At 43.3% G+C, this 26,053-nt stretch carries 26 protein-coding genes and 1 other RNA gene; 7 read left to right on the forward strand and 20 right to left on the reverse strand.

From position 1 onward, the window contains the following. Positions 1-15: 15 nt before the first annotated feature. The 12 genes from murG to rsmI form a co-directional block, all read right to left on the reverse strand. Positions 16-1,080 (reverse strand): undecaprenyldiphospho-muramoylpentapeptide beta-N-acetylglucosaminyltransferase, encoded by a 1,065-nt coding sequence (gene murG / locus C9J42_RS10770; RefSeq protein WP_107301994.1) that lies wholly within the window; start codon positions 1,078-1,080, stop codon positions 16-18. Continuing rightward, positions 1,067-2,377: a cell division protein FtsW gene (ftsW, locus tag C9J42_RS10775; RefSeq protein ID WP_107206552.1), complete on the reverse strand. Its 1,311-nt coding sequence runs from the start codon at positions 2,375-2,377 to the stop codon at positions 1,067-1,069. The genes murG and ftsW overlap by 14 nt, the downstream gene beginning before the upstream one ends. Beyond that, positions 2,377-3,717, reverse strand: coding sequence for a UDP-N-acetylmuramoyl-L-alanine--D-glutamate ligase (gene murD, locus C9J42_RS10780; RefSeq protein ID WP_107301995.1), 1,341 nt, complete (start codon positions 3,715-3,717; stop codon positions 2,377-2,379). Before murD ends, ftsW begins: the two co-directional genes overlap by 1 nt. 2 nt (positions 3,718-3,719) lie before the next feature. Then, positions 3,720-4,802 (reverse strand): phospho-N-acetylmuramoyl-pentapeptide-transferase, encoded by a 1,083-nt coding sequence (gene mraY / locus C9J42_RS10785; RefSeq protein WP_107206550.1) that lies wholly within the window; start codon positions 4,800-4,802, stop codon positions 3,720-3,722. After that, entirely contained in the window at positions 4,802-6,184 is a 1,383-nt protein-coding gene (murF, locus tag C9J42_RS10790) for a UDP-N-acetylmuramoyl-tripeptide--D-alanyl-D-alanine ligase (protein WP_107292435.1), read from the reverse strand. The genes mraY and murF overlap by 1 nt, the downstream gene beginning before the upstream one ends. Next, positions 6,181-7,698, reverse strand: a complete 1,518-nt coding sequence (murE, locus tag C9J42_RS10795) for a UDP-N-acetylmuramoyl-L-alanyl-D-glutamate--2,6-diaminopimelate ligase (protein WP_107301996.1) — start codon at positions 7,696-7,698, stop codon at positions 6,181-6,183. Before murE ends, murF begins: the two co-directional genes overlap by 4 nt. A gap of 3 nt (positions 7,699-7,701) precedes the next feature. Beyond that, the gene (locus C9J42_RS10800) at positions 7,702-9,459 is read right to left on the reverse strand and encodes a penicillin-binding transpeptidase domain-containing protein (protein WP_107206547.1); all 1,758 of its coding nucleotides are present in this window, start codon (positions 9,457-9,459) and stop codon (positions 7,702-7,704) included. A gap of 2 nt (positions 9,460-9,461) precedes the next feature. Continuing rightward, the gene (gene ftsL, locus C9J42_RS10805; RefSeq protein ID WP_045083944.1) at positions 9,462-9,782 is read right to left on the reverse strand and encodes a cell division protein FtsL; all 321 of its coding nucleotides are present in this window, start codon (positions 9,780-9,782) and stop codon (positions 9,462-9,464) included. Next, positions 9,779-10,726, reverse strand: a complete 948-nt coding sequence (gene rsmH, locus C9J42_RS10810; protein ID WP_045083943.1) for a 16S rRNA (cytosine(1402)-N(4))-methyltransferase RsmH — start codon at positions 10,724-10,726, stop codon at positions 9,779-9,781. Before rsmH ends, ftsL begins: the two co-directional genes overlap by 4 nt. A gap of 14 nt (positions 10,727-10,740) precedes the next feature. Beyond that, positions 10,741-11,199 carry a division/cell wall cluster transcriptional repressor MraZ gene (gene mraZ / locus C9J42_RS10815; RefSeq protein ID WP_107206546.1) on the reverse strand — a complete coding sequence of 153 codons (459 nt, stop codon included), beginning with the start codon at positions 11,197-11,199 and terminating at the stop codon, positions 10,741-10,743. A gap of 266 nt (positions 11,200-11,465) precedes the next feature. Next, positions 11,466-11,854, reverse strand: an RNA gene (rnpB, locus tag C9J42_RS10820) — RNase P RNA component class A. Positions 11,855-12,001: 147 nt separating this feature from the next. Further along, positions 12,002-12,862, reverse strand: coding sequence for a 16S rRNA (cytidine(1402)-2'-O)-methyltransferase (gene rsmI, locus C9J42_RS10825; protein WP_005371210.1), 861 nt, complete (start codon positions 12,860-12,862; stop codon positions 12,002-12,004). A gap of 103 nt (positions 12,863-12,965) precedes the next feature. On the opposite strand from rsmI, the gene C9J42_RS10830 reads away from it, so the two are divergent. The 4 genes from C9J42_RS10830 to C9J42_RS10845 are packed head-to-tail and all read left to right on the forward strand — an operon-like array spanning position 12,966 to position 16,181. Further along, positions 12,966-14,690, forward strand: a complete 1,725-nt coding sequence (locus C9J42_RS10830; RefSeq protein ID WP_233218481.1) for a penicillin-binding protein activator — start codon at positions 12,966-12,968, stop codon at positions 14,688-14,690. Continuing rightward, on the forward strand, positions 14,683-15,042 hold the full coding sequence (locus C9J42_RS10835) for a YraN family protein (protein WP_255418317.1): 360 nt from the start codon (positions 14,683-14,685) through the stop codon (positions 15,040-15,042). The genes C9J42_RS10830 and C9J42_RS10835 overlap by 8 nt, the downstream gene beginning before the upstream one ends. A 2-nt stretch (positions 15,043-15,044) precedes the next feature. Then, positions 15,045-15,635, forward strand: coding sequence for a DnaA initiator-associating protein DiaA (gene diaA / locus C9J42_RS10840; RefSeq protein ID WP_105061009.1), 591 nt, complete (start codon positions 15,045-15,047; stop codon positions 15,633-15,635). Between the two features lie 3 nt (positions 15,636-15,638). Then, positions 15,639-16,181, forward strand: coding sequence for a BON domain-containing protein (locus tag C9J42_RS10845; RefSeq protein ID WP_107301997.1), 543 nt, complete (start codon positions 15,639-15,641; stop codon positions 16,179-16,181). Positions 16,182-16,246: 65 nt separating this feature from the next. On the opposite strand, the gene sspB is transcribed toward C9J42_RS10845, so the two are convergent. The 8 genes from sspB to zapE all read right to left on the reverse strand — a co-directional run bounded on the left by sspB (position 16,247) and on the right by zapE (position 22,659). After that, a complete protein-coding gene (gene sspB / locus C9J42_RS10850) occupies positions 16,247-16,750 on the reverse strand; it encodes a ClpXP protease specificity-enhancing factor (RefSeq protein ID WP_107206543.1) in 504 nt (167 codons plus the stop codon). A 1-nt stretch (position 16,751) separates the two neighbouring features. Further along, entirely contained in the window at positions 16,752-17,390 is a 639-nt protein-coding gene (sspA, locus tag C9J42_RS10855; RefSeq protein WP_005371197.1) for a stringent starvation protein SspA, read from the reverse strand. 85 nt (positions 17,391-17,475) lie between these two features. After that, positions 17,476-18,213, reverse strand: coding sequence for a cytochrome c1 (locus tag C9J42_RS10860; protein ID WP_107206542.1), 738 nt, complete (start codon positions 18,211-18,213; stop codon positions 17,476-17,478). Further along, positions 18,210-19,475 carry a cytochrome bc complex cytochrome b subunit gene (locus C9J42_RS10865; protein ID WP_105061013.1) on the reverse strand — a complete coding sequence of 422 codons (1,266 nt, stop codon included), beginning with the start codon at positions 19,473-19,475 and terminating at the stop codon, positions 18,210-18,212. Before C9J42_RS10865 ends, C9J42_RS10860 begins: the two co-directional genes overlap by 4 nt. Further along, the gene (gene petA / locus C9J42_RS10870) at positions 19,475-20,065 is read right to left on the reverse strand and encodes a ubiquinol-cytochrome c reductase iron-sulfur subunit (protein WP_107206541.1); all 591 of its coding nucleotides are present in this window, start codon (positions 20,063-20,065) and stop codon (positions 19,475-19,477) included. The genes C9J42_RS10865 and petA overlap by 1 nt, the downstream gene beginning before the upstream one ends. 372 nt (positions 20,066-20,437) lie before the next feature. Next, a complete protein-coding gene (gene rpsI / locus C9J42_RS10875; protein ID WP_005371189.1) occupies positions 20,438-20,830 on the reverse strand; it encodes a 30S ribosomal protein S9 in 393 nt (130 codons plus the stop codon). Positions 20,831-20,845: 15 nt separating this feature from the next. After that, positions 20,846-21,274, reverse strand: a complete 429-nt coding sequence (rplM, locus tag C9J42_RS10880) for a 50S ribosomal protein L13 (RefSeq protein ID WP_005371187.1) — start codon at positions 21,272-21,274, stop codon at positions 20,846-20,848. A gap of 281 nt (positions 21,275-21,555) precedes the next feature. After that, on the reverse strand, positions 21,556-22,659 hold the full coding sequence (gene zapE / locus C9J42_RS10885) for a cell division protein ZapE (protein ID WP_107246318.1): 1,104 nt from the start codon (positions 22,657-22,659) through the stop codon (positions 21,556-21,558). Positions 22,660-22,840: 181 nt separating this feature from the next. On the opposite strand from zapE, the gene zapG reads away from it, so the two are divergent. The 3 genes from zapG to degS all read left to right on the forward strand — a co-directional run bounded on the left by zapG (position 22,841) and on the right by degS (position 25,994). Beyond that, positions 22,841-23,299 (forward strand): Z-ring associated protein ZapG, encoded by a 459-nt coding sequence (zapG, locus tag C9J42_RS10890; protein ID WP_107206539.1) that lies wholly within the window; start codon positions 22,841-22,843, stop codon positions 23,297-23,299. A 112-nt stretch (positions 23,300-23,411) separates the two neighbouring features. After that, on the forward strand, positions 23,412-24,782 hold the full coding sequence (locus C9J42_RS10895) for a Do family serine endopeptidase (protein WP_107206538.1): 1,371 nt from the start codon (positions 23,412-23,414) through the stop codon (positions 24,780-24,782). Between the two features lie 129 nt (positions 24,783-24,911). Further along, positions 24,912-25,994, forward strand: coding sequence for an outer membrane-stress sensor serine endopeptidase DegS (gene degS / locus C9J42_RS10900; protein ID WP_107206537.1), 1,083 nt, complete (start codon positions 24,912-24,914; stop codon positions 25,992-25,994). Positions 25,995-26,053 lie beyond the last annotated feature (59 nt).

Here is a 26,053-nt window from a genome sequence, read left to right on the forward strand (position 1 = left end):
CACTTTGTTCCCGTATTAATTTTTTACTAGTGATTTAATCACGTTAGCTACTCGTTCATCGGCATCGATAATAGCAGCTTCTCGTGCAGCACACGCCATTGTTTCAAGCGTATGACGATCTAATTGTTGAATTTCATTCGCTAAACTTGACGCCGTCAAATCCATTTGCTCAATCATTTTTGCAGCGCCACATTGCACCAAATGATCGGCATTGAGTGCTTGTTGACGATCTTTGTGCATAAATGGAATAAAGATGGCACCAACACCGGCAGCAGACAATTCAGAAACTGTTAGCGCCCCAGAGCGACAAACCACTAAATCAGCCCAACTATAAGCGGCAGCAACATCATCAATAAACTCAGTAACTTTGTGAGGTGTGGTGGTTTGTTCGTTATAAGCTTGTTCTGTTGATTGCTGGCTACCTTTACCTGCTTGGTGCCAAATGGTAACGCTATCGCCTAACACCTTTGCCACTTCAGGCATGGTTTGGTTCAAAATACGTGCACCCTGACTGCCGCCCATCACCAAAATACGAATCGGCCCTGTACGCTCTGCAAATCGTTCTGCAGGAGCAGGTAGAACTGTCACATCATGGCGAACAGGATTGCCCACAACGTCTTTATTTGGAAATGCTCCTGGAAATGCTTGTAGTACTTTAGCGGCAATTTTTGACAGCCACTGATTCGTTAAACCTGCTACGGCATTTTGCTCATGCAATACAACAGGAACACCTGATAACCAAGCCGCAACACCGCCAGGACCGCTAACATAACCTCCCATGCCAAGTACAACATCAGGCTGCCATGCTTTAATATATTGACGGGCTTGTAAAATAGCCCCCACAATCTTAAATGGTGCAGTCAGTAAACGCAGTACACCTTGACCACGTAACCCTTTCACTTTGATGAAATCGATTTCAATGCCATGCTTAGGCACTAAATCTGCTTCCATACGATCTGCGGTACCTAACCAGCGGATCTCCCACCCCTGTTGTTGCAATTTTTGTGCAACAGCAAGACCAGGAAAAACATGACCGCCAGTACCACCCGCCATTACTAATAAACGTTTATTCTTTGCCATGAGCGTCTTTTTTATCATTATTTAATTGAGTAGGCTCACTAAGTAAAGCCTCAGGATCGATAGCAACTTGCTGCACCGCTCCGTCCATATTATCAAGCGCTTCATCATCAATTTCAGCCGGCTCTGCTGACTCAAATTTCTCCGCGACGCGCTGCTCAAAATCAATACGAATCAGAATGGCAACCGCAGCTGCCATAATAAATAAACTGGAACCACCGTAACTGATAAGTGGTAGCGTTAGACCTTTAGTTGGAACAATACCTGCAGCAGCACCAACGTTAACAAGGGTTTGGAATGCAAACCAAAAGCCAAAGCCAAATGCCAGAAATCCACCAAACAGCAAACCACTTTCAAGACATTTACGACCAATCATTAAGGCCTTGTAAACCAGCGCAAACAGTAAACACAGTACAACAATAACGCCAGCTAAGCCTAACTCTTCAGCTAATACCGCAAATACAAAGTCTGTGTGCGCTTCAGGAAGATAAGCCAACTTTTGAATTGAATTACCTAAGCCTTGTCCAAACCATTCACCACGACCAAATGCCATTAATGACTGAGTGAGCTGATAACCACTACCGTAAGGATCTTGCCATGGGTTAAGAAATGACGTTACGCGGCGCATACGATAGGGTTCTAAAACGATCAGAAAGGCAATACCCACAAGAGCGGTACCTAACATCATCAAAAATTGCCAAAGTTTTGCTCCAGCGATAAATAGCATACCGATAGTGGTAACGAACATTACTACCGATGAACCTAAATCGGGCTGCATCAGCAATAGCACACAAAGAATCCCCAAGACGGCAAGCGGTTTTAAGAAGCCAATGAAGCTACCGCGCACTTGGTTATATTGTCTGACGAGGTAACCTGCAAGAAATATGAATAAAGAGAGCTTGGCAACCTCGGCAGGCTGAAGGTTAAATATGCCTAATGGGATCCAACGTGCAGCACCATTAACTGAACGACCAATGATTAACACAACTGCAAGTAAAATTATGGATACCAACAACATCGGGAAACTATATTGCTTCCATTTAGCTAATGGTATTTGCAATACAATGGCAGCAATAAAAATTGCACCACAAAGAAAAAACGCATGACGATAGGCAAAATAAAATGGAATACCTGTAAGGCGTGTCGCGACAGGAATAGAAGCCGATGTCACCATCACCAGGCCTGTGATCATCAATGCAATAGCGATCCAAACCAATTGGCGGTCATACAAACAGGGCTTACTAGGCTTAATAAACCAGCCCCCCACAGCGGCAAATCCATTACGGATCATTTTTAACATCAAATATTTCCTGAAACCGAATCTTGTAACTGAATCGCTTGTTCAACAAAAGCATCACCACGTGCCATGAAGTTGGCAAATTGATCCCAACTAGCACAAGCAGGCGATAATAAAACCATATCTCCAGATTGAACGGTGCGGCTAATACAGACCATAGCTTCACTCATGGTTTCAACACTGATGGCGTTATCAACAACATCGTTAAATAAGTGTCGATCACGACCAAAGCTATACAACTGTACGTTTAAGTCAGCTAAAACCGGTTTTAGTTCACTGAACTCGGCTCCTTTACTATCGCCGCCCATCAATAGATGCAATTTGCCCTCAAGTTGCAAACCATTCAGCGCAGCTAACGTGCTTGCAAGGTTCGTGGCTTTTGAATCATTAACCCATCGAACACCATGACGATTAACCGCAAGTTGGCAACGATGCGCAAGGCCGGTATAACGTTGCATTGCACGACATGCTGCATCACGCGGGATCCCTGCTGCATCAGCAAGTGCAAGTGCTGCTAAACAGTTGGCAACATTGTGGCGGCCAACTAAAGCAATATCAGCCACAGCCATTACAGCTTCACCGTTCACCGCTAGCCACTCTTTGCCATTCACTAAGACAATGCCATAGTCTTGATCATCAAAACCAAAGCTTGTCATTGCACCACTAAATTGAGTCGGTTTGGTTGCTAAATCATCACGATTGAAAACAGCCAGCTTTGCGTGATCAAAAATACGCATCTTTGCTTGGCTATATTGTGCTAAACCGCCAGGGTAGCGATCCATGTGATCTTCTGAAAGATTTAAGTAAACAGCGGCTGTTAACTCAAGAGAAGTCGTCGTTTCTAACTGGAAGCTCGAAAGCTCTAATACATAAAGTGAATGTTGTTGCGCCAGCATATCAAGGGCTGCAAAGCCAATATTACCGCCAACACCGACATCAATACCGGCTTCTTTCGCCATTTCACCGACTAAGCTCGTTACGGTACTCTTACCATTTGAGCCAGTAATTGCCACAACAGGTTTATCAACTTCACGCGCAAACAGCTCAATGTCACCAACAATTTCAACACCCGCTTCTGCTGCAACGACAAGCTCTGGCGTTGCTAGTGCAATACCAGGGCTTGTAACGATCAAATCCGCAGACAATAACCATTCACTATTCCATTGACCGCTACATAGCTCAACAGAATCTGGCAATTGATCTTGGCCGGGCGGATTGTCACGAGTATCAATGACTTTAATGGTCAGTGACTGTGGTAGACGCATTAAATGATTGACAACAGATAACCCTGTCATACCTAGACCGATAACAACGATCGTATTCACACCAGCCAAGCCTTTCATTTTTAACGAACCTTAAGCGTTGCTAACGCAATCAATACCAACATCAGTGTAATAATCCAAAAGCGCACAATAACACGTGGCTCTGGCCAGCCTTTTAACTCGTAATGGTGATGGATAGGCGCCATACGGAAGATACGTTGGCCACGTAGTTTGTATGATCCTACTTGTAGAATTACCGATACGGTTTCCATTACAAACACACCACCCATGATCACAAGTAGTAGCTCTTGGCGAACAAGCACAGCAATCGTACCCAGTGCGCCACCTAATGCTAATGAGCCCACATCGCCCATAAAGACTTGTGCTGGGTAGGTGTTAAACCATAAGAAACCAAGACCGGCACCAACGATAGCAGTACATACAATCACTAGCTCGCCAGCATCTTTGATGTACGGAATATGAAGGTATTCGGCGTAGTTAAAGTTACCTGTAGCCCATGCAATAAAAGCAAGGCCTGCCGATACCATGACGGTCGGCATGATCGCCAAGCCGTCAAGACCATCAGTTAAGTTAACTGCGTTACTGGTACCGACAATCACGAAGTAAGTCATGACGATGTAGAACAAACCTAGTTGTGGCATAACATCTTTAAAGAAAGGAACCACAAGCTGAGTCGCTGCCGTGTCTTTACCGTATGCATATAGTGCAAATGCGACAACAAGTGCAATCGCTGATTGCCAGAAGTACTTCCAGCGCGCAATCAAACCGTCCGTGTTTTTACGAACAACTTTACGATAATCATCAACAAAACCGACTGCACCATAACCCAACATGACAACCAATACAGCCCAGACATAAGGGTTAGTTAAGTCACACCAAAGCAATACAGTAAATGTTATTGCTGCTAGGATCATGATACCGCCCATCGTTGGAGTACCACGCTTGCTAAAGTGTGATTCAGGACCTTCATTACGTACGACTTGACCAATTTGCAACATTTGCAAACGGGCAATCATCCGAGGCCCCATCCATAACGAAAACAGCAATGCTGTTAGAATACTCATGATCGCTCGGAATGTTAGGTATTCGAACAATCGGAAAAAAGGGAGTGTTGACTGAAATTGTTCAGCTAACCAGTAAATCATTATTTATCTTCCTGCAAGGCTGCAATTACGTCTTCCATCTTTGAACTTCTTGCACCTTTTACTAGCACAGTGACAGTCTCAATATCAGGTTGACGAGAATATTGTTGTAATCGTTGTTTCAGTGACATGATTAGCGAATCTTTATCACTGAAGTGTTGTCCTTGATTGAGCTCACTAACCACAGCGCTTGAGTGACCAAACGTCATCACACAATCAAGCTGTTTTTCTAGAGCATATTCGCCCACTTCTCGGTGAAGATTATCACTTTCTTCACCCAGTTCAGCCATATCGCCAAAAATGAAGTAGCGCTTACCTTCAAAGCTTGCTAACACATCAATCGCAGCTTTTACCGCAGCAACACTGGCGTTATAGGTATCATCAATCAGACGTAACCCTGCATGAGGCTCTGTAATATCAAGACGACCTTTTACATTCGCCATGGTTTCTAGCCCAGCTTTAACATCAGCTAATGTCGCCCCTAAGGAGACAGTTAACGCCGCAGCAGCTAATGCATTTGACACATTATGCATGCCCGCAAGTGCTAAATTAATGTCGATCTTGCCGATTGGGGTGCACATTGTAAAACAGGCTAACCCTTGAGTGGTAATCTTTATCTTCTCGGCAAAATAATCCGCTTGATGCGAGTCTGTCGAGAATGTTAATACTTGATGATCTGCTAATAGTGGCTGCCATAACGCTAAATCATTCGATTCGAGATTAATAATCGCAGTACCGTTTTCTACCAACCCTTCGAAGATTTCACCTTTGGCTTTTGCTACACCTTGTAACGAGCCGAAGCCTTCTAAATGCGCAGCTGCAATATTATTAATCAACGCTACATTAGGCTTAACTAAATTTGTGGTATACGAGATTTCATTTTGATGATTAGCACCAAGCTCAATAACTGCATATTGATATTCAGGCGTTAAACGCAATAACGTCAGTGGCGCACCAATGTCATTATTAAAATTACCAGCGGTTGCTAAGACTTGACCTTTATTAGCCAAAATCGCAGCAGACATTTCTTTTACCGTTGTTTTACCGCAACTTCCAGTTAATGCTAATGTCTTTAAGCCATACTTTTCAGTCATTTGTGCTTTAAGCCATGCACCCATCATTCCTAAAGCAATGCGTGTATCACTAACCACTAACTGTGGTAATTCAACCGGTAAGGGTTTACTTACCAACAGCGCTTTTGCACCATTATCCTTCGCTGTTTGACAAAAATCATGAGCATCAAAACGCTCACCTTTTAACGCGATAAATAACGTTTCTGATGGGATATTACGTGTATCTGTCGATACTGCAGCAATTGCAACATCAGCGCCAATTAACTCGGCATTTAATGCCGATGCAAGCTGACTTAGTTGAACGTCAATCATGCCAACTCCTTTAATAATGCAGCTACCGTTTCGCGGTCAGAATAATGAATAGTGCGATCAGCGAGAATTTGATAATCCTCATGCCCTTTACCTGCCACTAAGATAATATCTTGGCAAGAAGCGTGAGTAAGTGCATGACGACAAGCCGTTTCACGATCATGAATAATAGTCGCGGATTCTGGAGAAATAAGACCAGCAAGCATATCGTCAACAATATCTTTAGGATCTTCACTGCGAGGGTTATCGTCAGTCAGAATAATTTGATCTGCAAGGCGCTCGGCAACTTCAGCCATCATAGGGCGTTTACCGCTATCACGATCACCACCACAACCAAAAATACACCATAACTTACCGTCACAATGCACACGTAGTGCTTGCAATGCTTTCTCTAACGCATCCGGCGTATGAGCATAATCGACCACCATCATAGCTTTGTCAGTGTCTTGAAAAACTTCCATGCGTCCAATTACTGCTTGTAATTGGGGGGCTTTTTCAAGTAAATCCGCCATTGAGTGGTTTGTCGCGAGTAATGTGGCTAATGCTAACAACAAGTTGGTGGCATTAAATGAACCAACCAAAGGCGCAGTAAACTTACCTTGTCCCCAACTCGAGTCAAACTCAATGGTCACACCTTGGGTACTGAACTGCACTCCTGTTGCCCACAGCTTTAGCCCTGCATGGTTGACAACCGCTTGTGGATCAATCGCTACCGCCACCGCATTCGGTATATCTTTAAGCCATGACGCCCCGACAGCATCATCTGCATTGATGATCGCAATGCCACTTTGGTGTTCAGTGAACAATGACTTTTTAGCGTCAGCATAATTTTGCATGTTGCCATGATAATCTAAGTGATCACGACTTAAATTGGTAAAGATGCTCGCTTTGAAATGAAGATCACGGATACGACCTTGAACCAATCCATGCGATGAAACCTCCATCGCAGCAAAGTCGGCCCCTTGCTCTACCAGTTGAGCTAAGGTTTGTTGAATTTCAATCGCGCTACCTGTGGTATTAGCAGCAGGTTTTAAATCAACCAACAAACCATTTCCGGTCGTCCCCATCACACCCGCTTTGTAGCCAACAAGGTTCGCCCATTGGGCTAATAATTGACTGATGGTGGTTTTACCATTTGTTCCCGTGACGGCATACAGTGCCAGCTTTTGATCGGGATGATCAAAGAAACGTCCAGCAATTGCGGAAAGCTTATGATTAAGATCCTGAAGGTAAACAATATACACGCCATCTTTAAGCGCTATATCGCCTTCATTAGCGATCCCATCAGCCTCTGCAATAATCGCGCTTGCACCCGCCTGTATCGCCGTATCAATAAATCGACGACCGTCAACAGTATGTCCATTCACCGCTGTAAATAAACTTCCTGCGGTGACTTCTCTACTGTCTAATGTTATCGCGTCAATCTGGCTTTCTGTAAGTTCAAGAGGCAACTTATCAATTGCAAGCCATGGTGATAACAGCACCCCTAATTTCATCACACTCTTCGACGATGCCATTATTTAGACTCCCTTATCCAGATCAACTTTATGTAACGTATCGGCATCTGGCGGCACATTTAAAATCTGTAAAGCACTGCCTAATACTTTAGATAGAATTGGCGCAGCAACAGCACCGCCATAGAAAACTTTACCTTTCGGCTCATTAACCATAACGACGATCGCTAAACGTGGTTTACTGATCGGTGCAACACCGACAGTATAGGAGAAATAATCATCACCATAACCACCAGCAATCGCTTTTTTCGCGGTACCCGTCTTCACACCTACACGGTAACCAGGAACAGCTGCACGCCAACCACCGCCACCACCTTTTTTATCGGTGACTGACTCAATCATTAACAAGACTTTTTTAACAATCGCTGGATCGAGCACTTGCTCACCCGGTACGACTCTTTCAGTCTTTAGTATTGATAGTGGTCGCTTAATGCCATACGCGCCCAACGTTGTGTAAGCATGCAGCAACTGAATCGGTGTTAACGATAAACCATAACCGTACGCTAACGTCGCACGTTCAATATCAGACCAACGGTAACGGTTAGGGAAGTGGCCTGTTGTTTCACCAATCAAGTTAATACCAGATGGCTCATCAAAACCGACTTTACGATACGTATCAAGGATGTAGTCAACAGGCATTGCGAGTGACAACTTGGTCACCCCGATGTTACTCGATTTTTGTAGAATGCGCTGTACCGTCGCTAACGGTTCAACACGTGAAACATCGGTTATAACCTTACTACCAACACGGAAATGCTTACTTTGAGGGATCGCAATTAAGGTATGTTCATTCGCAATACCGTGTTTCATCGCGGTATACACGACAAATGGCTTAACCGTAGAGCCCGGTTCAAAAGTATCGGTAATGACGCGGTTACGCATCTTATAGGGTTGACGATCATTGCGATTATTTGGGTTAAACGACGGCGCATTAACCATCGCCAAAATTTCCCCCGTACGCACATCAGATATAGCGATGCTAACTGACGTTGCAGGAATATCCATCACGCCTTCTTTTGCCGCTCGATACGCGACAGCCTGAATTCTCTGATCAATACTGAGCTGTAATGGCTTACCCGGTTGACGCTTTTGTTGAGATATATTTTCAACCACGCGGCCGTAACGGTCTTTACGTACGGTACGTCGACCCGGCTCACCCGTTAACCAACCATCGTAGGTTTTCTCCACACCATCAAGACCATGGCCATCAATACCGGTAAAACCTAATAAGTGTGCACTAACTTCACCTGAAGGGTAAAAACGACGAGATTCATCTTTTAAGCCAATACCGGGAAGTTTTAATTTATGGACGTAATTTGCCATTGCAGGACTAACTTGACGAGCAAGATAAATAAAGCGGCGATTTTTCTTTGTTTCTAATTCATGTAATAGCCAAGTGCGATCGAGATCCAGTACATCAGCTAATGCATGCCATCGCTCTACATCACTTAAGCCACCATGCTTAAATATTTCTGCAGGGTTTGCGAATACAGCTTGAACAGGCACACTAACAGCCAGCTGTTCACCGTTACGATCAGAGATAATACCGCGCGCAGAAGGCATCAACTTAGTACGTAAAGAACGCGCATCACCTTCTTGAATAAGGCGACCCGGTTCCAGTACCTGAATATAAGCGGCACGAGCAATTAAGCCGAAAAATCCTAACAGGATAAAAATACAAACAACAGTAAAGCGCCATTTAATAAATGGTTTCGCTTTCTTGGTTACGCTATTTTTCGACGTCGAACGATTGAATAATTTCATGTTTATTGGATAACAATTTCACTATCAGCGGATGGTCGTTGCATTTTGAGTTCAGTCTCAGCTAATCGTTCAATACGACTGTGCTCTGCAAGCGAATTTTCTTCGAGGATCTGATTTCGCCATTCCACATCATATCCTTCACGTTCAGTTAACAATTGTTCTTGTTTCACAATTTGCTGGCGTGTGTCATGGGTGATATACACCACTGACAATGCTGATGCGAGAATAATAAAAGAAAGAATGAGAGGAACAAGCCCGACAGTGACGAGATCACGTCCAATCAGGCGAGCCAGATTCAATGATGATTCTGTTGGTTGCTTCATAGACGCTCAGCCAACCTTAGTACAGAGCTACGCGCTCGTGTGTTATACCCTAATTCATCTTGAGAAGGTTTGATGGCTTTGCCTACCGTTTTAAGTGCAGCGCTACCTAAAGCTTTAATTTGTTCTTCAGTAAGCGGTAAACCTGCTGGAACTTCAGGTCCTTTGCTCTGTTTACGAATAAAGCGTTTTACCATACGATCTTCCAATGAGTGGAAACTGATCACTGATAAACGACCTTCAGGAGCTAAAATATTCACCGCACCGTTTAGCGCTGTTTCAATTTCATCTAACTCACTGTTAATGTAAATACGAATCGCTTGAAAACTACGTGTTGCTGGGTGTTTGTGCTTATCTTTAAACGGCGATACCGCCGCAATTAAGCTCGCTAATTCACGGGTACGTGTTAGTGGCTCTTTTTCTGGGTTTTCACGGTGCTCAACAATACCGCGAGCAATACGCTTGGCAAAGCGCTCTTCACCAAACTCTTTTAGTACCCATGCAATATCATCCGCTTCCGCTTCAGCCAACCATTCAGCAGCTGATTGACCCGATGTCGGATCCATACGCATATCAAGCGGGCCATCTCGCATAAAGCTAAAGCCGCGCTCTGCATCATCTAATTGCGGTGATGACACACCTAAATCCAGTAACACACCATCAACACGACCAATTAAATCACGCTCTTCCATGTATTTTTCCATGCCAGAGAATGGGCCATGGATAATTTCGAAGCGAGGATCATCAATCTTCTGAGCTTCAGCAATCGCTTGAGGATCTCGGTCAATGCTGTATAGACGACCATTCTCACCTAAATGAGAAAGAATAAGGCGACTGTGTCCCCCACGGCCAAAGGTACCATCGATATAAATACCGTCGGGTTTAATTGCTAATCCGTCTACAGATTCATTCAGTAAAACGGAAACGTGCTCAAATTGTTCAGACATAAATATAAGTTCAGCTAAAGTGAAAGCTCACTAAGGCGCGATGACTGTGCTATCGCATCCTCAGCCTGAAGGTTGATATCGTGTTCAATTTGCTGTTGCCACAAAGATTCAGACCAAATTTCAAATTTATTGAATTGGCCTACAAGCATGATCTTATCTTGTAAGTGCGCGTATTGTCGTAAGGTAGCAGGAAGTAGAATTCGCCCCTGCCCATCCATATCACATTCACTAGCGTGGCCGAGTAACAAACGTTGAATTCGACGCTCCGCAGGATGAAGGCTTGATAATGTCGCTAACTTCGCTTCAATGTGTACCCATTCATTCATGGGATAGAGCAACAAGCAAGAAAACTGGTGATCAATAGTGCATACGAATAAGCCGTCACAATGATTTGTTACCTCAGCACGATAACGCTTAGGAATCGCAATGCGTCCTTTGTTATCGAGCGATATAACCGTTGCGCCTCTTAACATTCACATGCCCATTCAATGATACTAAAAATCAGCCGTAGTAACCGACTTTAGCAGAATTAAAAACAAAGAGAATGCGACTGCACCACTTTTCCCCACAAATTCCCACCATAAAGTGTACGTATGAGACAAAAACGATGTCAAGCGTCTGACAGTAATTCAAACAGAGTTCTAACACACTCTGTAGTCATCAAGCGAAAGTTATGTTTATGCGGGAATAAGACGAAAAAAAGGTGGTGTTTGTTATCCAAACACCACCTTCTCTAAATGTAGGGAGTCGGTCGATAAGCCGGGTTTTGTTCCGCTTGCGCGGCGGCAATCATTCGTCTAGGTCTGCAATCGCTCACAGACTCAAGCAACCTACCCGTCCCCAACGCGGGCCGCGCCATTAGGGACCTATTTGGTCTTGCTCCGGGTGGAGTTTACCCTGCCACAAACTATTACTAGCTGCGCGGTGCGCTCTTACCGCACCCTTTCACCCTTACCTGTGCACTATTGCAAGCAATAGGCCATCGGCGGTTTGCTCTCTGCTGCACTTGTCGTGGGCTTGCGCCCCCCAGACGTTATCTGGCACCCTGCCCTGTGGAGCCCGGACTTTCCTCCCCTTCATCAGTCTCCCAAAGGACATCAATGAAGCAGCGATTACCTGACCAACTCCGGCACGGATTGTATAAGACAACGATCACAGTTGCTAGCGAAAAACGAAACAAAATTACAGCCTGACTAAAAAAACAGCAAAAAAAGCTAATTCCCACCAAATCTAGTCATACAGCCCACAAAAAATTAGCAGCCGTTAATTTTATTTTTAGCCTAGGTTTTCTAACCCCCACTTATACAGCGCATTCTTTTTCGCACCGTGAATTTCCGCTGTTAGTGCAGCCGCTTTTTTCAATGGTAATTCTTTGACTAACAAGCCCAGTGTACGTAATGATTCTGCTGATAGTTCTTCTTTTTGCGCGCGATGACCGGCGACTAAAACCACCATCTCACCACGAACACGATTACTGTCTTCAGCAAGCCACTCAATTAACTCTCCTAATGGCGCACCATGGATTGTTTCATAAGTTTTTGTTAACTCACGCGCTAATACTACTTGGCGTTCAGCACCAAGCACGGCTAACATATCACTCAGGGAATCATTAATACGATGTGGCGATTCGTAAAAAATTAACGTACGCTCATCGTTTGCTAACGCTTGAAAACAGTCACGGCGACCTTTACTTTTGGGTGGCAAAAAGCCCTCAAAGCTAAATCGGTCAGACGGTAAGCCTGCACCACTCAAGGCAGTGATCACTGCACATGGGCCTGGTAATGGCACAACTTTTACCCCCGCTTGACGACAGCGATTAACAAGATGATACCCTGGATCACTGATCAGCGGCGTACCAGCATCTGATACCAACGCAATACTGGTACCTGACTGAAGCTTTTCAATCAAGAAGTCAGCTTTTTGCTGCTCGTTATGATCATGAAGCGCAAAGGTGCGGGTTGAGATAGAGAAATGGGATAACAAGCGTGATGTATGGCGAGTATCTTCAGCAGCAATCAAATCTACATTTGCTAACACGTCTAATGCTCGTTGTGTTATATCAGCCAAATTACCGATGGGTGTAGGTACGATGTATAACGTAGCAACATCAACCATGCTTGAATTGGTTTCACTCATTTGTCTTAGATCTCATCTGCAATTAATATCAAGAGTAATTTGTCACAGTTGAATGAATTCAATGCCCAATTTTACCCATAAGCGTAAAAGTGTATCACGACTAATGGCGCCTGTAGCCCTTGCTGTTATTTTAGCAGGCTGTAGCACGCCAAACCTGTACAATCAGCAGGCTCCATTAACGGATATCACTGCGGCAGCCGCTCAAAGCTCAGCCGCCTACCTCAGTAAAGCTCAAGCCAGTAAGGGTGCTGAGCGTATTAACTGGGAAATATTAGCCCTTAAAGCAATGATAGAAGAAGGTAAATGGCAGCAAGCTGACCAACAAGTTACCAAACTATCACAACAATCTATGAGCCCTTTGCAAATTGCTGAATGGCAACTTGCTCGTGCAGCGATCCGCTATCATCAAGGGCAATATCAAGAAGCACTTAATAGTCTAAATTTCCAACCGTCTTGGCAGTTAACGAAAAGTCAGTATCAACGTTATTACACTTTCCGTGCTGAATTATTAGATCAACTTAACCATAAATTTCAAGCCGCGCGTGAACGCAGTAAACTTGATTTTTACTTAAATCGGGATCAAAAAGCAGCCAACTGGAATAACCTGTGGAATGATTTATCTGGCTACTCCAACGCACAGCTGAGTAACGCCAAAATTGGTAGTGATGAAGGCGTATTAAAAGGTTGGGTTGAGCTTGCCATGTTAAAAAATAGCGCTAGCCGTCAACCAGGCAAATTAAAAAGCGCAGTTGAGCAATGGTTAAGCCAACATCCGTACCATCCAGCTAATCAATACTTACCCAAAGAACTTGAAGCGGTAATGAACCTTAAAGCCATTAAGCTAGATCGTGTCGCTTTGCTTTTACCATTATCTGGTCGCTTTGCCGCACAAGGTAAAAATGTACGTGATGGCTTTATAGATGCAATGATGGATGATGCTAACAGAAGCGCTGATACCAATCTTAATATCTATGATACAGAAGCAGAACCAATGGCTTCTATCGTGGCAAAATTACAGCAAAATGGCACTCAATTTGTTGTCGGTCCACTGCGTAAGAATAAGATTTCAGAGTTTCAACAAGATAACACCACTCATATCAATACGTTGGCGTTAAATATGCCACCTGAAATTACCAGCAACCACCCTAATGCGTGTTATTTTGCTCTTTCGCCAGAGCAAAGTGCCGAGCAAGCTGCAGAGCATATTTTCAATGAAGGTCATCGTGATCCTGTCGTACTTGTACCATCAAACAGTTATGGTCAGCGAGTAAGTTCTGCTTTTAATCAAGAGTGGACAAGCTTAAATAGTCAACCAGCACAAGTGGCTACATTTGGTGCAAGCGATGAGATACCACAGCAAATCCGTCAGGTATTTGGGCGTGCACCAGGTAGTAAGACAGATGCGATATATATCGTTGCTAGCAAAAATGAATTGATGACTATAAAGCCATTTATTGAAGCATCATTACCACCAAGTGGTAACCCACCACAAATTTATGTTAGCTCTCGAAGTAATCCAGATCGCAAAGGATACTCTCCAGAAATACAAGGCGTAGAAATCGGTGATATTCCACTTCTAATCAATCCACCGGCAAGTTATATGGAGCGTTTCAACCAATTGTGGCCAAATGAAGGTAATACCAGTGTTCGCCTTCATGCTTTTGGTATGGATGCTTACCTTTTAAGTAACGAATTACCACAATTACGTGCGATGAGTGATTACACAACACAAGGTGTTACAGGCAAATTAAGTGCCGATAGCCAATGTGTGATCCATCGTCACATTGACTGGGGTAAATTCACTGCAGACGGTATTCAACCTGAATAAACGACAACAAGGTCAAACTTATGAACGGATGGCGGAACAGTTTCTGTCTCGCCACCGTCTTAAGCTTATCGAACGAAATTTTAGCTGTCGCGGTGGTGAAATTGATTTAATCATGCGACATGGTAAATGTTTTGTCTTTATTGAAGTAAAATACCGGACACATCGCCATTTCGGTTCGGCTTCAGAAGCGGTGAATTGGCATAAACAACAAAAAATAAAACGCACCGCCCTTTTTTGGTTACAGAAAAATGGCTTTTCAATCGATCAAACCGAATGTCGGTTTGATGTCGTGACAATTGAAGGTCAAGAACACCATATTGAGTGGCATACCAACATCTTAGTTGAAGGTTAATCATGCTAGATAGCATTCGCGAAAGTTTTACCGAAAGTATTCAAACTCAAATTGCAGCAGCAGAAGCACTTCCAGATTCCATCTCAAAAGCTGCCCAAGTCATGGTTCAGAGCCTATTAAACGGCAATAAGATTTTATGTTGCGGTAATGGTGGCTCAGCAGCTAATTCACAACACTTTGCTTCATGTCTTATTAATCGCTTTGAAACTGAGCGCCCAAGCCTTCCCGCTTTAGCATTAACGGCTGACACAACAATTTTGACAGCAATTGCTAATGATTATCACCACGACGAAGTGTTTTCAAAACAAGTGCGCGCACTCGGTCAAGCCGGTGATATTCTGTTTGTATTATCAACCAGCGGTAATAGCAAGAACATTATCAAAGCAATGGAAGCTGCACTTACACGTGATATGACTATCATCGCCTTAACAGGTAAAGATGGCGGCGAAATGGCAGGGTTACTTGGTATACAAGATGTTGAAATTCGTATCCCATCTCAACGTACCGCACGTATTCAAGAAGTCCACTTACTAACAGTACATTGCTTGTGCGATCTTATTGACCAAGTACTCTTCCCGCACCACGAAGGATAATCAATGAACTGGGTATGCCGCCTATTGCTAATTTTTAGCCTTGTCTTGCAAGGATGTTCGAGTTTTTCCACGCAAGATCCACGAGATATAGAACAACATTGGCAAGATCAAAAAGTAGAAATGGATATTTCGGGTCTGGCAAATAGCCGCCAATTTACCCGCTCAATCAGTGCCAACAGTATCTCGCTTAACGGTAAAGTACTACTGATTGGTCAAGCCACTTCTGCCGCTGCAAAAGCACAATTTGCTCAGCAAGTTAAGCATATTGCTAATGTAAAAGATCTGTATAACCAACTTGAAGTGAGACCTTTACTTAGCGTAGGTGACATTAGTTATGATGCCTGGCTAACCACCAAGGTAAAATCTCAACTCATCGCGAGCAAGCAGTTAACAGGAGCGGTGATCCAAGTGATCAGCGAAGGGGGGCGAGTCTACCTTTTAGGCTATGTGACGCCACGCCAAAAAGAAATTGCGATCAATATTGCACGGAATATCAATGGCGTTAAAAAAGTTGTGACATTATTCGAACCGAGTCAAAATCGCTAATCACCCTTTATCGATATAAAAAAACGCAGCCTATTGGCTGCGTTTTTTTATTAAAGAGAAACTATCTATTTCACAACACGTAAGCTTGGACGACCGCGAGGACGTGGCGGCTCATCGTCAGGATCATCACCGGCAGTTTCAGTTTCACTAACCACGGCAAATGGAGAGCTAGGCTCTGATGCTTCATCAATCATATCTTCGATATCATCAACATCATCAAAGACTGGCATATCTGATTCATAGCTAGGCTCTGGCTCAAACATTGTTCCTGCTCCGTTTTCACGCGCATAAACAGCAAGCACAGCGTACATAGGTACAATAACAGAATGTGGACGACCACTAAAACGCGCATTAAAGCTAACCGCTTCATTACCCAGTTCTAAATTCCCCACAGCACGAGGAGCAACGTTTAGGATGATTTGACCATCACTAACAAACTCCATTGGTACTTGTACACCTGGTAATGTTGCATCAACAACCAAGTGTGGTGTGAGATCGTTGTCCACTAACCAATCATAAAATGCCCGCAACAAATAAGGACGACGCGGTGTCATTTTTTCCATATCCATATTACTGGCCAGCTAAACGCATTTCACGTTCAGCTTCAGTCAATGAAGCTAGGAAAGAGTCACGTTCAAATACACGTGTCATGTAAGTTTTCACTTCTTTTGCGCCAGCACCACTTAGTTCAATACCCATTTCAGGTAGACGCCATAGTAGTGGAGCAAGGTAACAGTCAACCAAGCTGAACTCATCACTCATGAAGAATGGGAATTCTGCAAATACTGGTGCTAATGCAAGTAACTCTTCACGTAATTGCTTACGTGCTTTGTCAGCTTCATCGGCAGTGCCAGTATTAATCTTCTCTGCAAGTGAGTACCAGTTACGCTCAACACGGTACATCATTAGACGGCTGTTACCACGAGCAACAGGGTAAACCGGCATTAGAGGTGGGTGAGGAAAACGCTCATCCAAGTACTCCATAATGATGTTCGCTTGGTATAGTGCTAATTCACGATCAACCAATGTAGGAACTGACTGGTATGGATTCAGCTCTAACAGATCTTCAGGTAGATTCAATGGATCAACCAGCTCGATTTCAACACTAACACCTTTCTCGGCTAGTACGATACGCACCTGATGGCTGTAGATGTCTGAAGCATCAGAATACAGAGTCATCACAGAGCGTTTATTGGCAGCAACAGCCATCAACCCCTCCAGTATATTTAATACACAAAAAGCAATGGAGGCTTAAGCCCCCATTGCGAGATTCTTAACCCACTAGATTACCTTATCAGTGGACATCACGCCAATATTCTTTCTTCAACAATACAGTTAAAACAAAGAATACCGCAATAAAGCCCATCACCCACAAGCCCATTTGCTGTCGTTCCAGCTTCATTGGCTCAGCAGAGTAATCAAGGAAGTTAACTAAATCACGCACCATATCGTCATATTCTTCGGCGCTCAGCTCTCCGGTACCATCAGATTCGATCCCGATAAACTCTTGCACTTTCTCACCGTCAATCATTTTGGTCTCAAATGCTTTATGTGGTGCACCTTGTAACTCTTCGAGAGCATGCGGCATACCGACACTTGGGAACACTAAATTATTAACACCAAATGGACGACTAGGATCGGCATAGAAGGATCGTAAGTAAGTATAGATCCAATCAGTACCTCGAACACGCGCAACCAAAGTTAAGTCAGGAGCAGGGGCGCCAAATGAGGCTGCCGCATACTCTGTTGAAATCGCATTTGTCATCAAATCACCAATTTTAGCATTTTGATCAAAAATCAAATTCTCTTTCATTAACGTTGGTGGAATACCAAGATCTTCTGCCACTCGCTCGTAGCGTTGGTATTGGGTTGAATGACATCCAGAACAATAATTCATAAATGTCTTTGCGCCACGTTGAAGTGATGCTTTGTCTGTTAAGTCATTATTCGCCGCATCTAAAGGTACATTGCTACCTGCCGCAAAAGCAAAAGTAGGAAGCATTGCCAGCAGCGTTACAATCAATTTTCTCATTTGAATGTCACCCTCTCTGGCAGCGGTTTCGTTGCCTCATTTTTACTGTAAAAGAACAATAAAATGAAGAACATAAAGTAAGCAAAGCTAAATATCTGTGCAAGCAATGTATAGGTAGGAGTTGCCGGTAACGTACCTAAAACACCTAGTGCAATAAAGCTAACTGTGAACTGACAAATATTAATAAAGTGCACTTTGCTACGATAACGGAAAGAGCGAACTTTACAGCGATCGAACCACGGTAACAGGAATAAAAAGACAATCGATGCTCCCATTGCCGCCACACCTAATAACTTATCGGGTACCGCACGCAAAATCGCATAGAACGGCGTGAAATACCAAACTGGCGCAATGTGCTCAGGTGTTTTTAGTGGATTTGCAGCTTCAAAGTTTGGCGGCTCAAGGAAGTACCCTCCCATTTCTGGGTTAAAAAAGATCACATAGCTAAAGAAAAAGGCGAAAACAGCAACACCAATCAGATCTTTAACTGTTCCATAAGGATGAAATGGGATTGAATCAATGATGTCATACTTGTTGCTGTAGTATTCATGAAAACGAAATTGTGTTTTATACCCTTCACCTTTAGAGCCCTTCGGCAGTTTTGTCTCAATACCATCAGGGTTATTTGAACCCACTTCATGAAGTGCTAATACGTGTAACACAATGAGCAACAACAATACGATTGGCAGCGCAATAACATGTAATGCAAAGAAACGGTTTAGCGTTGCCCCTGAGACAACATAATCCCCTCGGATCCAAAGAGTTAGATCGTCACCGATTACAGGTATTGCACCAAATAGCGAAATAATGACCTGTGCGCCCCAGAATGACATTTGTCCCCATGGCAACAAATATCCCATGAACGCTTCAGCCATAAGAATGAGAAAAATCAACATACCGAATAACCACAGTAGCTCACGAGGCTTTTGGTAAGATCCGTAGATCAAGCCGCGGAACATATGCAGATAAATCACGACAAAAAATGCGGAAGCACCTGTCGAGTGCATATAACGTAGCAGCCAACCATACTCTACATCTCGCATGATATATTCAATGGAAGCAAATGCCCCTTCACCTGATGGTACATAGTTCATGGTTAACCAGATCCCTGTTACGATCTGATTAACAAGCACCAACATGGCAAGAGAACCAAAGATGTACCAAAAGTTGAAATTTTTCGGCATCGGATATTCAGATAAATGCTTTCTATAAGCATTCGTGACGGGCAAACGTTTTTCAATCCAGCCTAGTAGCGCATTCATTATACGGCCTCCCCATCAACACCAACGATAATCGTGTTGTCATCTAAGAATTGATATGGAGGTATCACCAGATTCAATGGTGCAGGCACGCCTGCAAACACACGACCGGCCATATCAAAGGTAGAGCCGTGACATGGACAGAAGAACCCTGACGATATGCCACTTACTTGTTCATTAAAGCTATCGGGTAAATAAGTTGGAGAACAGCCAAGATGAGTACAAATACCCAAGGCTAAAAAGATTTCAGGCTTCACTGAACGGAATTCATTTTGTGCATAAGATGGCTGCTGAGGTTCTTCTGATGAAGGATCCCGCAATTCGCCATCATGGGTACTTAACTCTTGTAAAACAGCCTTGCTGCGACGAACAACCCACACAGGTTTTCCTCGCCATTCAACGCGAACCATTTGTCCATCTTCTAACTTACTGATATCAACTTCGACAGGAGCACCGGCGGCTTTTGCTTTCGCACTCGGATTCCATGATTTGATAAAAGGAACGGCAACAGCTGCAGCTCCTAACCCACCAACAACCGAGGTTGTTACGGTCAGAAAGCGACGTCGTCCTTTGCTTACTGGCACATTGCTCATCCAATATTCTCCCTTACTCCCGCCTTGGATTATTATGTCCTTATGCGTCCTTGGAGCCACGGCTAACTTCCAACGAAAAGGTAACAGTAAAATTACACATTCAAACTGTTTCCAACATAAAAAGGATATGTAACAGACGATATTTTGACAAGTTAAAGCGACTCTTTTGCACTAAATCTGAGCAAAGCGTTCTTTTTACCTTCCAACGATAACATCGTTACTTAAACTTAATTTTTGGCCGTGTTGAGAGCGGTAAAAATGGAGAAAATAAGGCAGGAAGCTGATTGTTTAGCTATTAATAAATAAAAAAAAGCCCAACCCGAGGGTTGAGCTTTCTGTACACAGTAACCAGATAAAATCTGGAAGCGAAAATTAACGCTTAGAGAACTGTGGACGACGACGTGCTTTACGTAGACCAACTTTCTTACGCTCAACGCAACGAGCGTCGCGAGTAACGTAGCCAGCTGCACGTAGAGCAGGACGTAGAGTTTCATCGTACTCCATAAGAGCGCGAGTGATACCGTGACGGATTGCACCAGATTGACCAGTGATACCACCACCTTTAACAGTGATGTATAGGTCTAGGTTCTCTGTCATTTCAACAAGCTCTAGAGGTTGACGAACAACCATACGCGCTGTTGGGCGACCGAAGTACTCTTCGATGCTACGCTTGTTGATAACGATGTTGCCAGTACCCGGTTTGATGAAAACGCGAGCTGCTGAGCTTTTACGGCGACCAGTGCCGTAGTATTGATTCTCTGCCATTGTCATAATTCCCAATTAGATGTCTAGTACTTTAGGCTGTTGTGCAGCATGGTTGTGCTCAGTACCTGCGTAAACTTTTAGCTTACGGTACATAGCACGGCCTAGAGGACCTTTAGGAAGCATGCCTTTAACAGCAGTTTCAATAACCATTTCTGGTTTCTTGTCGATTAGCTTATCAAAGCTGATTGACTTAAGGCCGCCGATGTAGCCAGTGTGGTGGTGGTACATTTTATCTGTACGCTTGTTACCAGTTACTGCTACTTTCTCAGCATTGATAACTACAATGTAGTCACCAGTGTCAACGTGTGGAGTGTACTCCGGCTTGTGCTTACCACGTAGACGAGAAGCGATTTCAGTTGCAAGACGACCTAGAGTTTTACCTTCAGCGTCAACAACATACCAGTCACGTTTTACAGTTTCTGGTTTAGCAACGAAAGTTTTCATGCTAATTAATACCCAATAATTTAAATAGTTTCACTTACTAGAACCATCAAATGATGGTCCCTCTGTATAAGAGCCCAGTCATCACCCCTTCGAGTGGTTGGCACTCCAGGCTTTCGCCTTCACAGGTACGGTGGGTCGCAAGATTATAGGGAAGGGTGAGGAAAAAATCACCTCTTTTCCTAAAAAAAATGTCTTTTTTTCTTATTAACGACAATTTAAGGCAAAAGCAGTCGATAAATCCTGATTATCGTTAAATACGATAACCGTTAACAACGCGATTTCTATGCTAGATGCGGCTTTGCTAAGTATTCATGGCTTTGCATTTCGATTAAACGTGAGCAACATCGCTTAAATTCAAAGGTTAATCGTCCTTGTTGATAAAGTTGCTCAAGAGGTACTGCCGCAGAAATAATCAAAGTGACATTACGCTCATAAAACTCATCAACCATGGCAATAAAGCGCCGTGCAGCATCGTCTTCCTGCTCTGTAATTTGCGGTACTTCAGATAAAATAACCGTATGATAGATTTGTGCTATTTCCATGTAATCATTTTGACTACGTGACGTTTGGCATAATTGATTAAAACTGAACTGCACGACACCATCCGCCTCTCGCTGTACCATCAATTGCCGCGCATTAATTGTGATCATTGTTTGCTGATTACGAGGCTCTGAGGTTAACTGTTCGAAATAACGTTTTAAATTCTCTGTTGCACATTCATCTAATGGGTAATGATAAATCTCAGCTTGTTCTAACGTTCGCAAGCGATAATCAATCCCAGCATCAACATTCACTATCTCACAATGCTGTTCTATCAATGCGATAGCTGGTAAAAATCTCGCACGTTGCAAACCATTTCGATATAACTCTGATGGTGGAATATTCGATGTTGCGACTAAACTAATTCCTCGCTTAAATAACGCTTCAAGCAAGGTACCTAAAATCATTGCATCGGTAATATCAGAAACAAAAAACTCATCAAAACAAATAATATCTGTTTCTTGTTTAAATTTATCAGCAACGTGTTCCAGTGGATTTTCAACACCATCTAATGTTTTTAATTCTTGATGCACGCGATGCATAAAGCGATGAAAGTGCATCCGCGTTTTACGTTCCAATGGTAAACAGTCATAAAAAGTATCAACAAGATAAGTTTTCCCTCGTCCTACCCCGCCCCAAAAATATAATCCTTTCACTGGCACAATATCTGCTTGAGTTGAATTAGATTTAAAATAACGTTGGATGAAAGACAGTTTAGGCTCAGGTTTAGGCGCTATTATACGATGATATAAATTATCAAGATGGGAAACGGCATTGGCTTGTGCTGGATCTGCAAAAAAATCCGTTTTCTGTAAATCTTGTTGATATTTTTCTAGTGGCGTCATTCTAACCTTACCTGTTACATCCGTGAGTTATCTCTAATTATGAGAGGCAGAGCCACTTCATGACTCTTACATCATATTTATTGAGTATCATGTCGCTTAACCTCACGGTATAGTAACGTGACAGCCATCGTTGATAAACATTGATACACGAATATTCGTATAAGTCACAAGGAGTTTATTCATGACCATGACTTGGGCCATTATTATATTTTTAGCAGGGATCTTAGTTGGTGCTCTTGCCGTTCGTCTAACAAACAAAAGTGTAAAACAGCAAAAAACACTCAAAAAAGAGCTTGATAAGTCAAAGTACGAGCTCGAACAGTTCCGCCAAGAACTCGTTGATCATTTTGCTCGCAGTGCTGATTTACTCGACAATGTTGCTAAAGATTACAGCAAACTTTATGAGCATATGGCGAAGACTTCTACCGAGTTAATGCCAAACCTTCCAGCACAAGATAATCCTTTTGCAAAACGCATCACGAGTTTAGAAACGGTGAAAGACGGGCCAAAAGAAGATGAGAGTGTTGAGCAAGCACCGCGCGATTATGCCAATGGCGCGACGGGATTATTTAACGGTGAAAACACCGCAGTAACAGAAGAAGAAAAAGCTCAACTACATGCCGAGCCAAAAGCGAGTTAACTGTCACATTTATTCACTTTCACTTGTTGTTTATTCGTAATAAGAGTGAGTGAAAGTGAACTTTGACTTCTTTTTATAGGTCTTAATTTTACTTGTAAATTGGAGCTCAATAATGATTAAAAAGCCTTTTCTTGTTCTTACTGCGTTAGCATTAGGTATCAGTTCTGCTCTTACCCCAGTAACTGCAACTGCAGCATTACCTACCTCTGTTAATAACCAACCTATACCAAGCCTTGCACCAATGTTGGAGCAAGTCACCCCCGCGGTTGTGAGTATTGCTGTTGAAGGTAAGCATGTTTCTAAGCAGCGTTTACCTGAATCTTTCCGTTATTTTTTTGGTCCAGACTTTCCTTCAGAGCAAGTCCAAGAGCGTCCATTTAGAGGTTTAGGCTCTGGGGTTATTGTTGATGCAAAGAAAGGCTATATCGTCACTAACCATCATGTTATTGATGGCGCAGATGAAATCAGTGTCCAACTTTCTGATGGACGCGAAATCGATGCCAAACTTATTGGTAGTGATGGCATGTCCGATATTGCATTACTACAGATAGACAAACCTGAAAACTTAACGGAAGTAAAACTGGCGAACTCCGATAAGTTACGTGTCGGTGATTTTGCTATCGCAATTGGTAACCCATTTGGTTTAGGTCAAACGGTAACATCAGGAATTGTCTCGGCACTGGGCCGTAGTGGCTTAAATGTCGAAAACTTTGAAAACTTTATTCAAACCGATGCTGCTATCAACAGTGGTAACTCAGGCGGTGCATTAGTTAATCTCAATGGTGAGTTAATTGGTATTAACACCGCAATTTTAGGCCCTAACGGTGGTAATGTCGGTATTGGCTTTGCTATTCCCTCCAATATGGTGAAAAGCTTAACTGATCAACTCTTAGAATTTGGTCAAGTAAAACGCGGGATTTTGGGGATTCAAGGTGGAGAATTAACCGCAGAGCTTGCTAAAACCTTCGGGTATTCAACGAACCACGGTGCATTTGTTAACCAAGTCATGCCTGACTCTTCTGCTGAAAAAGCAGGGCTGAAAGCGGGGGATATCATTACCGAAGTGAACGGCAACCCAATCCGTACCTTTGGTGAGTTACGAGCGAAAATAGCGACAATGGGCGCAGGCAAGGCACTCACTTTAGGTATTATTCGCGACGGTAAAAAGCAAACCGTTAATGTGACCTTAAAAGCGGCGAGTGAAAACAAAGTGAAGGCTGATAATCTCCACCCTAGCCTAGCCGGTGCTGAATTTACCAATACGGTTGCTGGCGATAAAGTCAAAGGGGTTAAGGTATCAAAGCTTGATGAGCGATCTATCGCTGCACGTTATGGGCTAAAAAAAGGTGACATTATTATTGGCCTTAACCGTAATAAGATAAATAACCTCGGTGAACTTCGTAAAGCACTTGAAGCAAAACCTGATGTGCTTGCGATGGAAGTCAAGCGTGGAAACAACGTCCTGTACCTGATCATTAGGTAATAATACGTTTATCATTAACCTTCAAATAAAGTCAGGGTGAAACCGCGCTCTGACTTTATTATTGGTCTCTCTAAGTATGAATGGTATTCTTCTTGCCACTCACTCTCTTTATTACTTTAAGGACTCTTGATGTTGGCTTTTCTTGGTCGTTCTATTTTGCTCGGCCTTATCACAGCATGTGTTGTACTTGTTGCTGTACCAAGTTTGCGCCCATCATCACCGGTGTCTTTACCCCAATTAGACGATGCGCCCGCCCCTTTATCATTTAACTACGCCGTTAAACGCGCTTCGCCTGCGGTGGTGAATATTTATAACCGTCGCTATGAAAATAATGAATCACGACCAGAGCCAGAGTTAATCACCCAAGGATTAGGTTCGGGGGTGATCATGAGTGATAAAGGCTATATCGTGACGAACTATCACGTTGTCGCCAATGCGGATCAAGTCATTGTCGCACTGCAAGATGGCCGCATTTTAAACGCACAACTGATCGGCTTAGATCAATTAACCGATCTCGCGGTTTTGAAAATTAATGCTGATAATTTACCCGTGATCCCAGTTAATCCAGACTACAAAGCGACAGTCGGTGATGTCGTTCTTGCCATAGGTAATCCCTATAATCTAGGTCAAACAACAACCTTTGGTATTATTTCAGCAACAGGGCGTTCAGGCATGAGCTTTTATGGCCCACAAGATTTTCTCCAAACAGATGCCGCGATTAACCGTGGTAACTCAGGTGGGGCATTAGTCAATACCCGTGGAGAGCTCGTTGGTATTAATACCGCTTCTTTCCAACAAGCAACGAATATTGAAACCTACGGTATTTCATTTGCTATCCCTTACCAACTAACCATCAAAATTATGAATAAGCTGATCGCTGATGGGCGTGTTATCCGTGGTTGGATTGGTATTCAAGGGCGTGAGATTAACCCTGTTATGGCAAGACTGTATGATGCCAATCAGGTAAATGGCATTATCGTAGAAGGTATGGATCCTAACGGCCCGGCGTCAAAAGCTGGCTTTCAAAAAAATGATATCGTGGTCGAGATTGCAGGTAAACAAGTCACGAATGTACAAAGTGTTAGAGATATTGTTACTGATATCCGCCCAGGTACGCATGTGAATGTAAAAATTCTACGTGATGGTAAACCCATGATCATTCCTGTAACGGTGGCTAATCGCCCGGCCTCTGAGAATAAACCGATGCGATAATTACACATAACAAATATAAAAAAACGCCTCACATGTGAGGCGTTTTTTTGTTTAGACAT

This window comes from Photobacterium sp. GB-56 (assembly GCF_003026105.1).
Classification (GTDB): domain Bacteria; phylum Pseudomonadota; class Gammaproteobacteria; order Enterobacterales; family Vibrionaceae; genus Photobacterium.

Bases quoted from the DNA above. Each gene is read 5' to 3' on its own strand.
- murG (WP_107301994.1), bottom strand. From the start codon at position 1,080: ATGGCAAAGAATAAACGTTTATTAGTAATGGCGGGTGGTACTGGCGGT.
- ftsW (WP_107206552.1), bottom strand. From the start codon at position 2,377: ATGTTAAAAATGATCCGTAATGGATTTGCCGCTGTGGGGGGCTGGTTT.
- murD (WP_107301995.1), bottom strand. From the start codon at position 3,717: ATGAAAGGCTTGGCTGGTGTGAATACGATCGTTGTTATCGGTCTAGGT.
- mraY (WP_107206550.1), bottom strand. From the start codon at position 4,802: ATGATTTACTGGTTAGCTGAACAATTTCAGTCAACACTCCCTTTTTTC.
- murF (WP_107292435.1), bottom strand. From the start codon at position 6,184: ATGATTGACGTTCAACTAAGTCAGCTTGCATCGGCATTAAATGCCGAG.
- murE (WP_107301996.1), bottom strand. From the start codon at position 7,698: ATGGCATCGTCGAAGAGTGTGATGAAATTAGGGGTGCTGTTATCACCA.
- C9J42_RS10800 (WP_107206547.1), bottom strand. From the start codon at position 9,459: ATGAAATTATTCAATCGTTCGACGTCGAAAAATAGCGTAACCAAGAAA.
- ftsL (WP_045083944.1), bottom strand. From the start codon at position 9,782: ATGAAGCAACCAACAGAATCATCATTGAATCTGGCTCGCCTGATTGGA.
- rsmH (WP_045083943.1), bottom strand. From the start codon at position 10,726: ATGTCTGAACAATTTGAGCACGTTTCCGTTTTACTGAATGAATCTGTA.
- mraZ (WP_107206546.1), bottom strand. From the start codon at position 11,199: ATGTTAAGAGGCGCAACGGTTATATCGCTCGATAACAAAGGACGCATT.
- rsmI (WP_005371210.1), bottom strand. From the start codon at position 12,862: ATGAGTGAAACCAATTCAAGCATGGTTGATGTTGCTACGTTATACATC.
- C9J42_RS10830 (WP_233218481.1), top strand. From the start codon at position 12,966: ATGGCGCCTGTAGCCCTTGCTGTTATTTTAGCAGGCTGTAGCACGCCA.
- diaA (WP_105061009.1), top strand. From the start codon at position 15,045: ATGCTAGATAGCATTCGCGAAAGTTTTACCGAAAGTATTCAAACTCAA.
- C9J42_RS10845 (WP_107301997.1), top strand. From the start codon at position 15,639: ATGAACTGGGTATGCCGCCTATTGCTAATTTTTAGCCTTGTCTTGCAA.
- sspB (WP_107206543.1), bottom strand. From the start codon at position 16,750: ATGGATATGGAAAAAATGACACCGCGTCGTCCTTATTTGTTGCGGGCA.
- sspA (WP_005371197.1), bottom strand. From the start codon at position 17,390: ATGGCTGTTGCTGCCAATAAACGCTCTGTGATGACTCTGTATTCTGAT.
- C9J42_RS10860 (WP_107206542.1), bottom strand. From the start codon at position 18,213: ATGAGAAAATTGATTGTAACGCTGCTGGCAATGCTTCCTACTTTTGCT.
- C9J42_RS10865 (WP_105061013.1), bottom strand. From the start codon at position 19,475: ATGAATGCGCTACTAGGCTGGATTGAAAAACGTTTGCCCGTCACGAAT.
- petA (WP_107206541.1), bottom strand. From the start codon at position 20,065: ATGAGCAATGTGCCAGTAAGCAAAGGACGACGTCGCTTTCTGACCGTA.
- rpsI (WP_005371189.1), bottom strand. From the start codon at position 20,830: ATGGCAGAGAATCAATACTACGGCACTGGTCGCCGTAAAAGCTCAGCA.
- rplM (WP_005371187.1), bottom strand. From the start codon at position 21,274: ATGAAAACTTTCGTTGCTAAACCAGAAACTGTAAAACGTGACTGGTAT.
- zapE (WP_107246318.1), bottom strand. From the start codon at position 22,659: ATGACGCCACTAGAAAAATATCAACAAGATTTACAGAAAACGGATTTT.
- zapG (WP_107206539.1), top strand. From the start codon at position 22,841: ATGACCATGACTTGGGCCATTATTATATTTTTAGCAGGGATCTTAGTT.
- C9J42_RS10895 (WP_107206538.1), top strand. From the start codon at position 23,412: ATGATTAAAAAGCCTTTTCTTGTTCTTACTGCGTTAGCATTAGGTATC.
- degS (WP_107206537.1), top strand. From the start codon at position 24,912: ATGTTGGCTTTTCTTGGTCGTTCTATTTTGCTCGGCCTTATCACAGCA.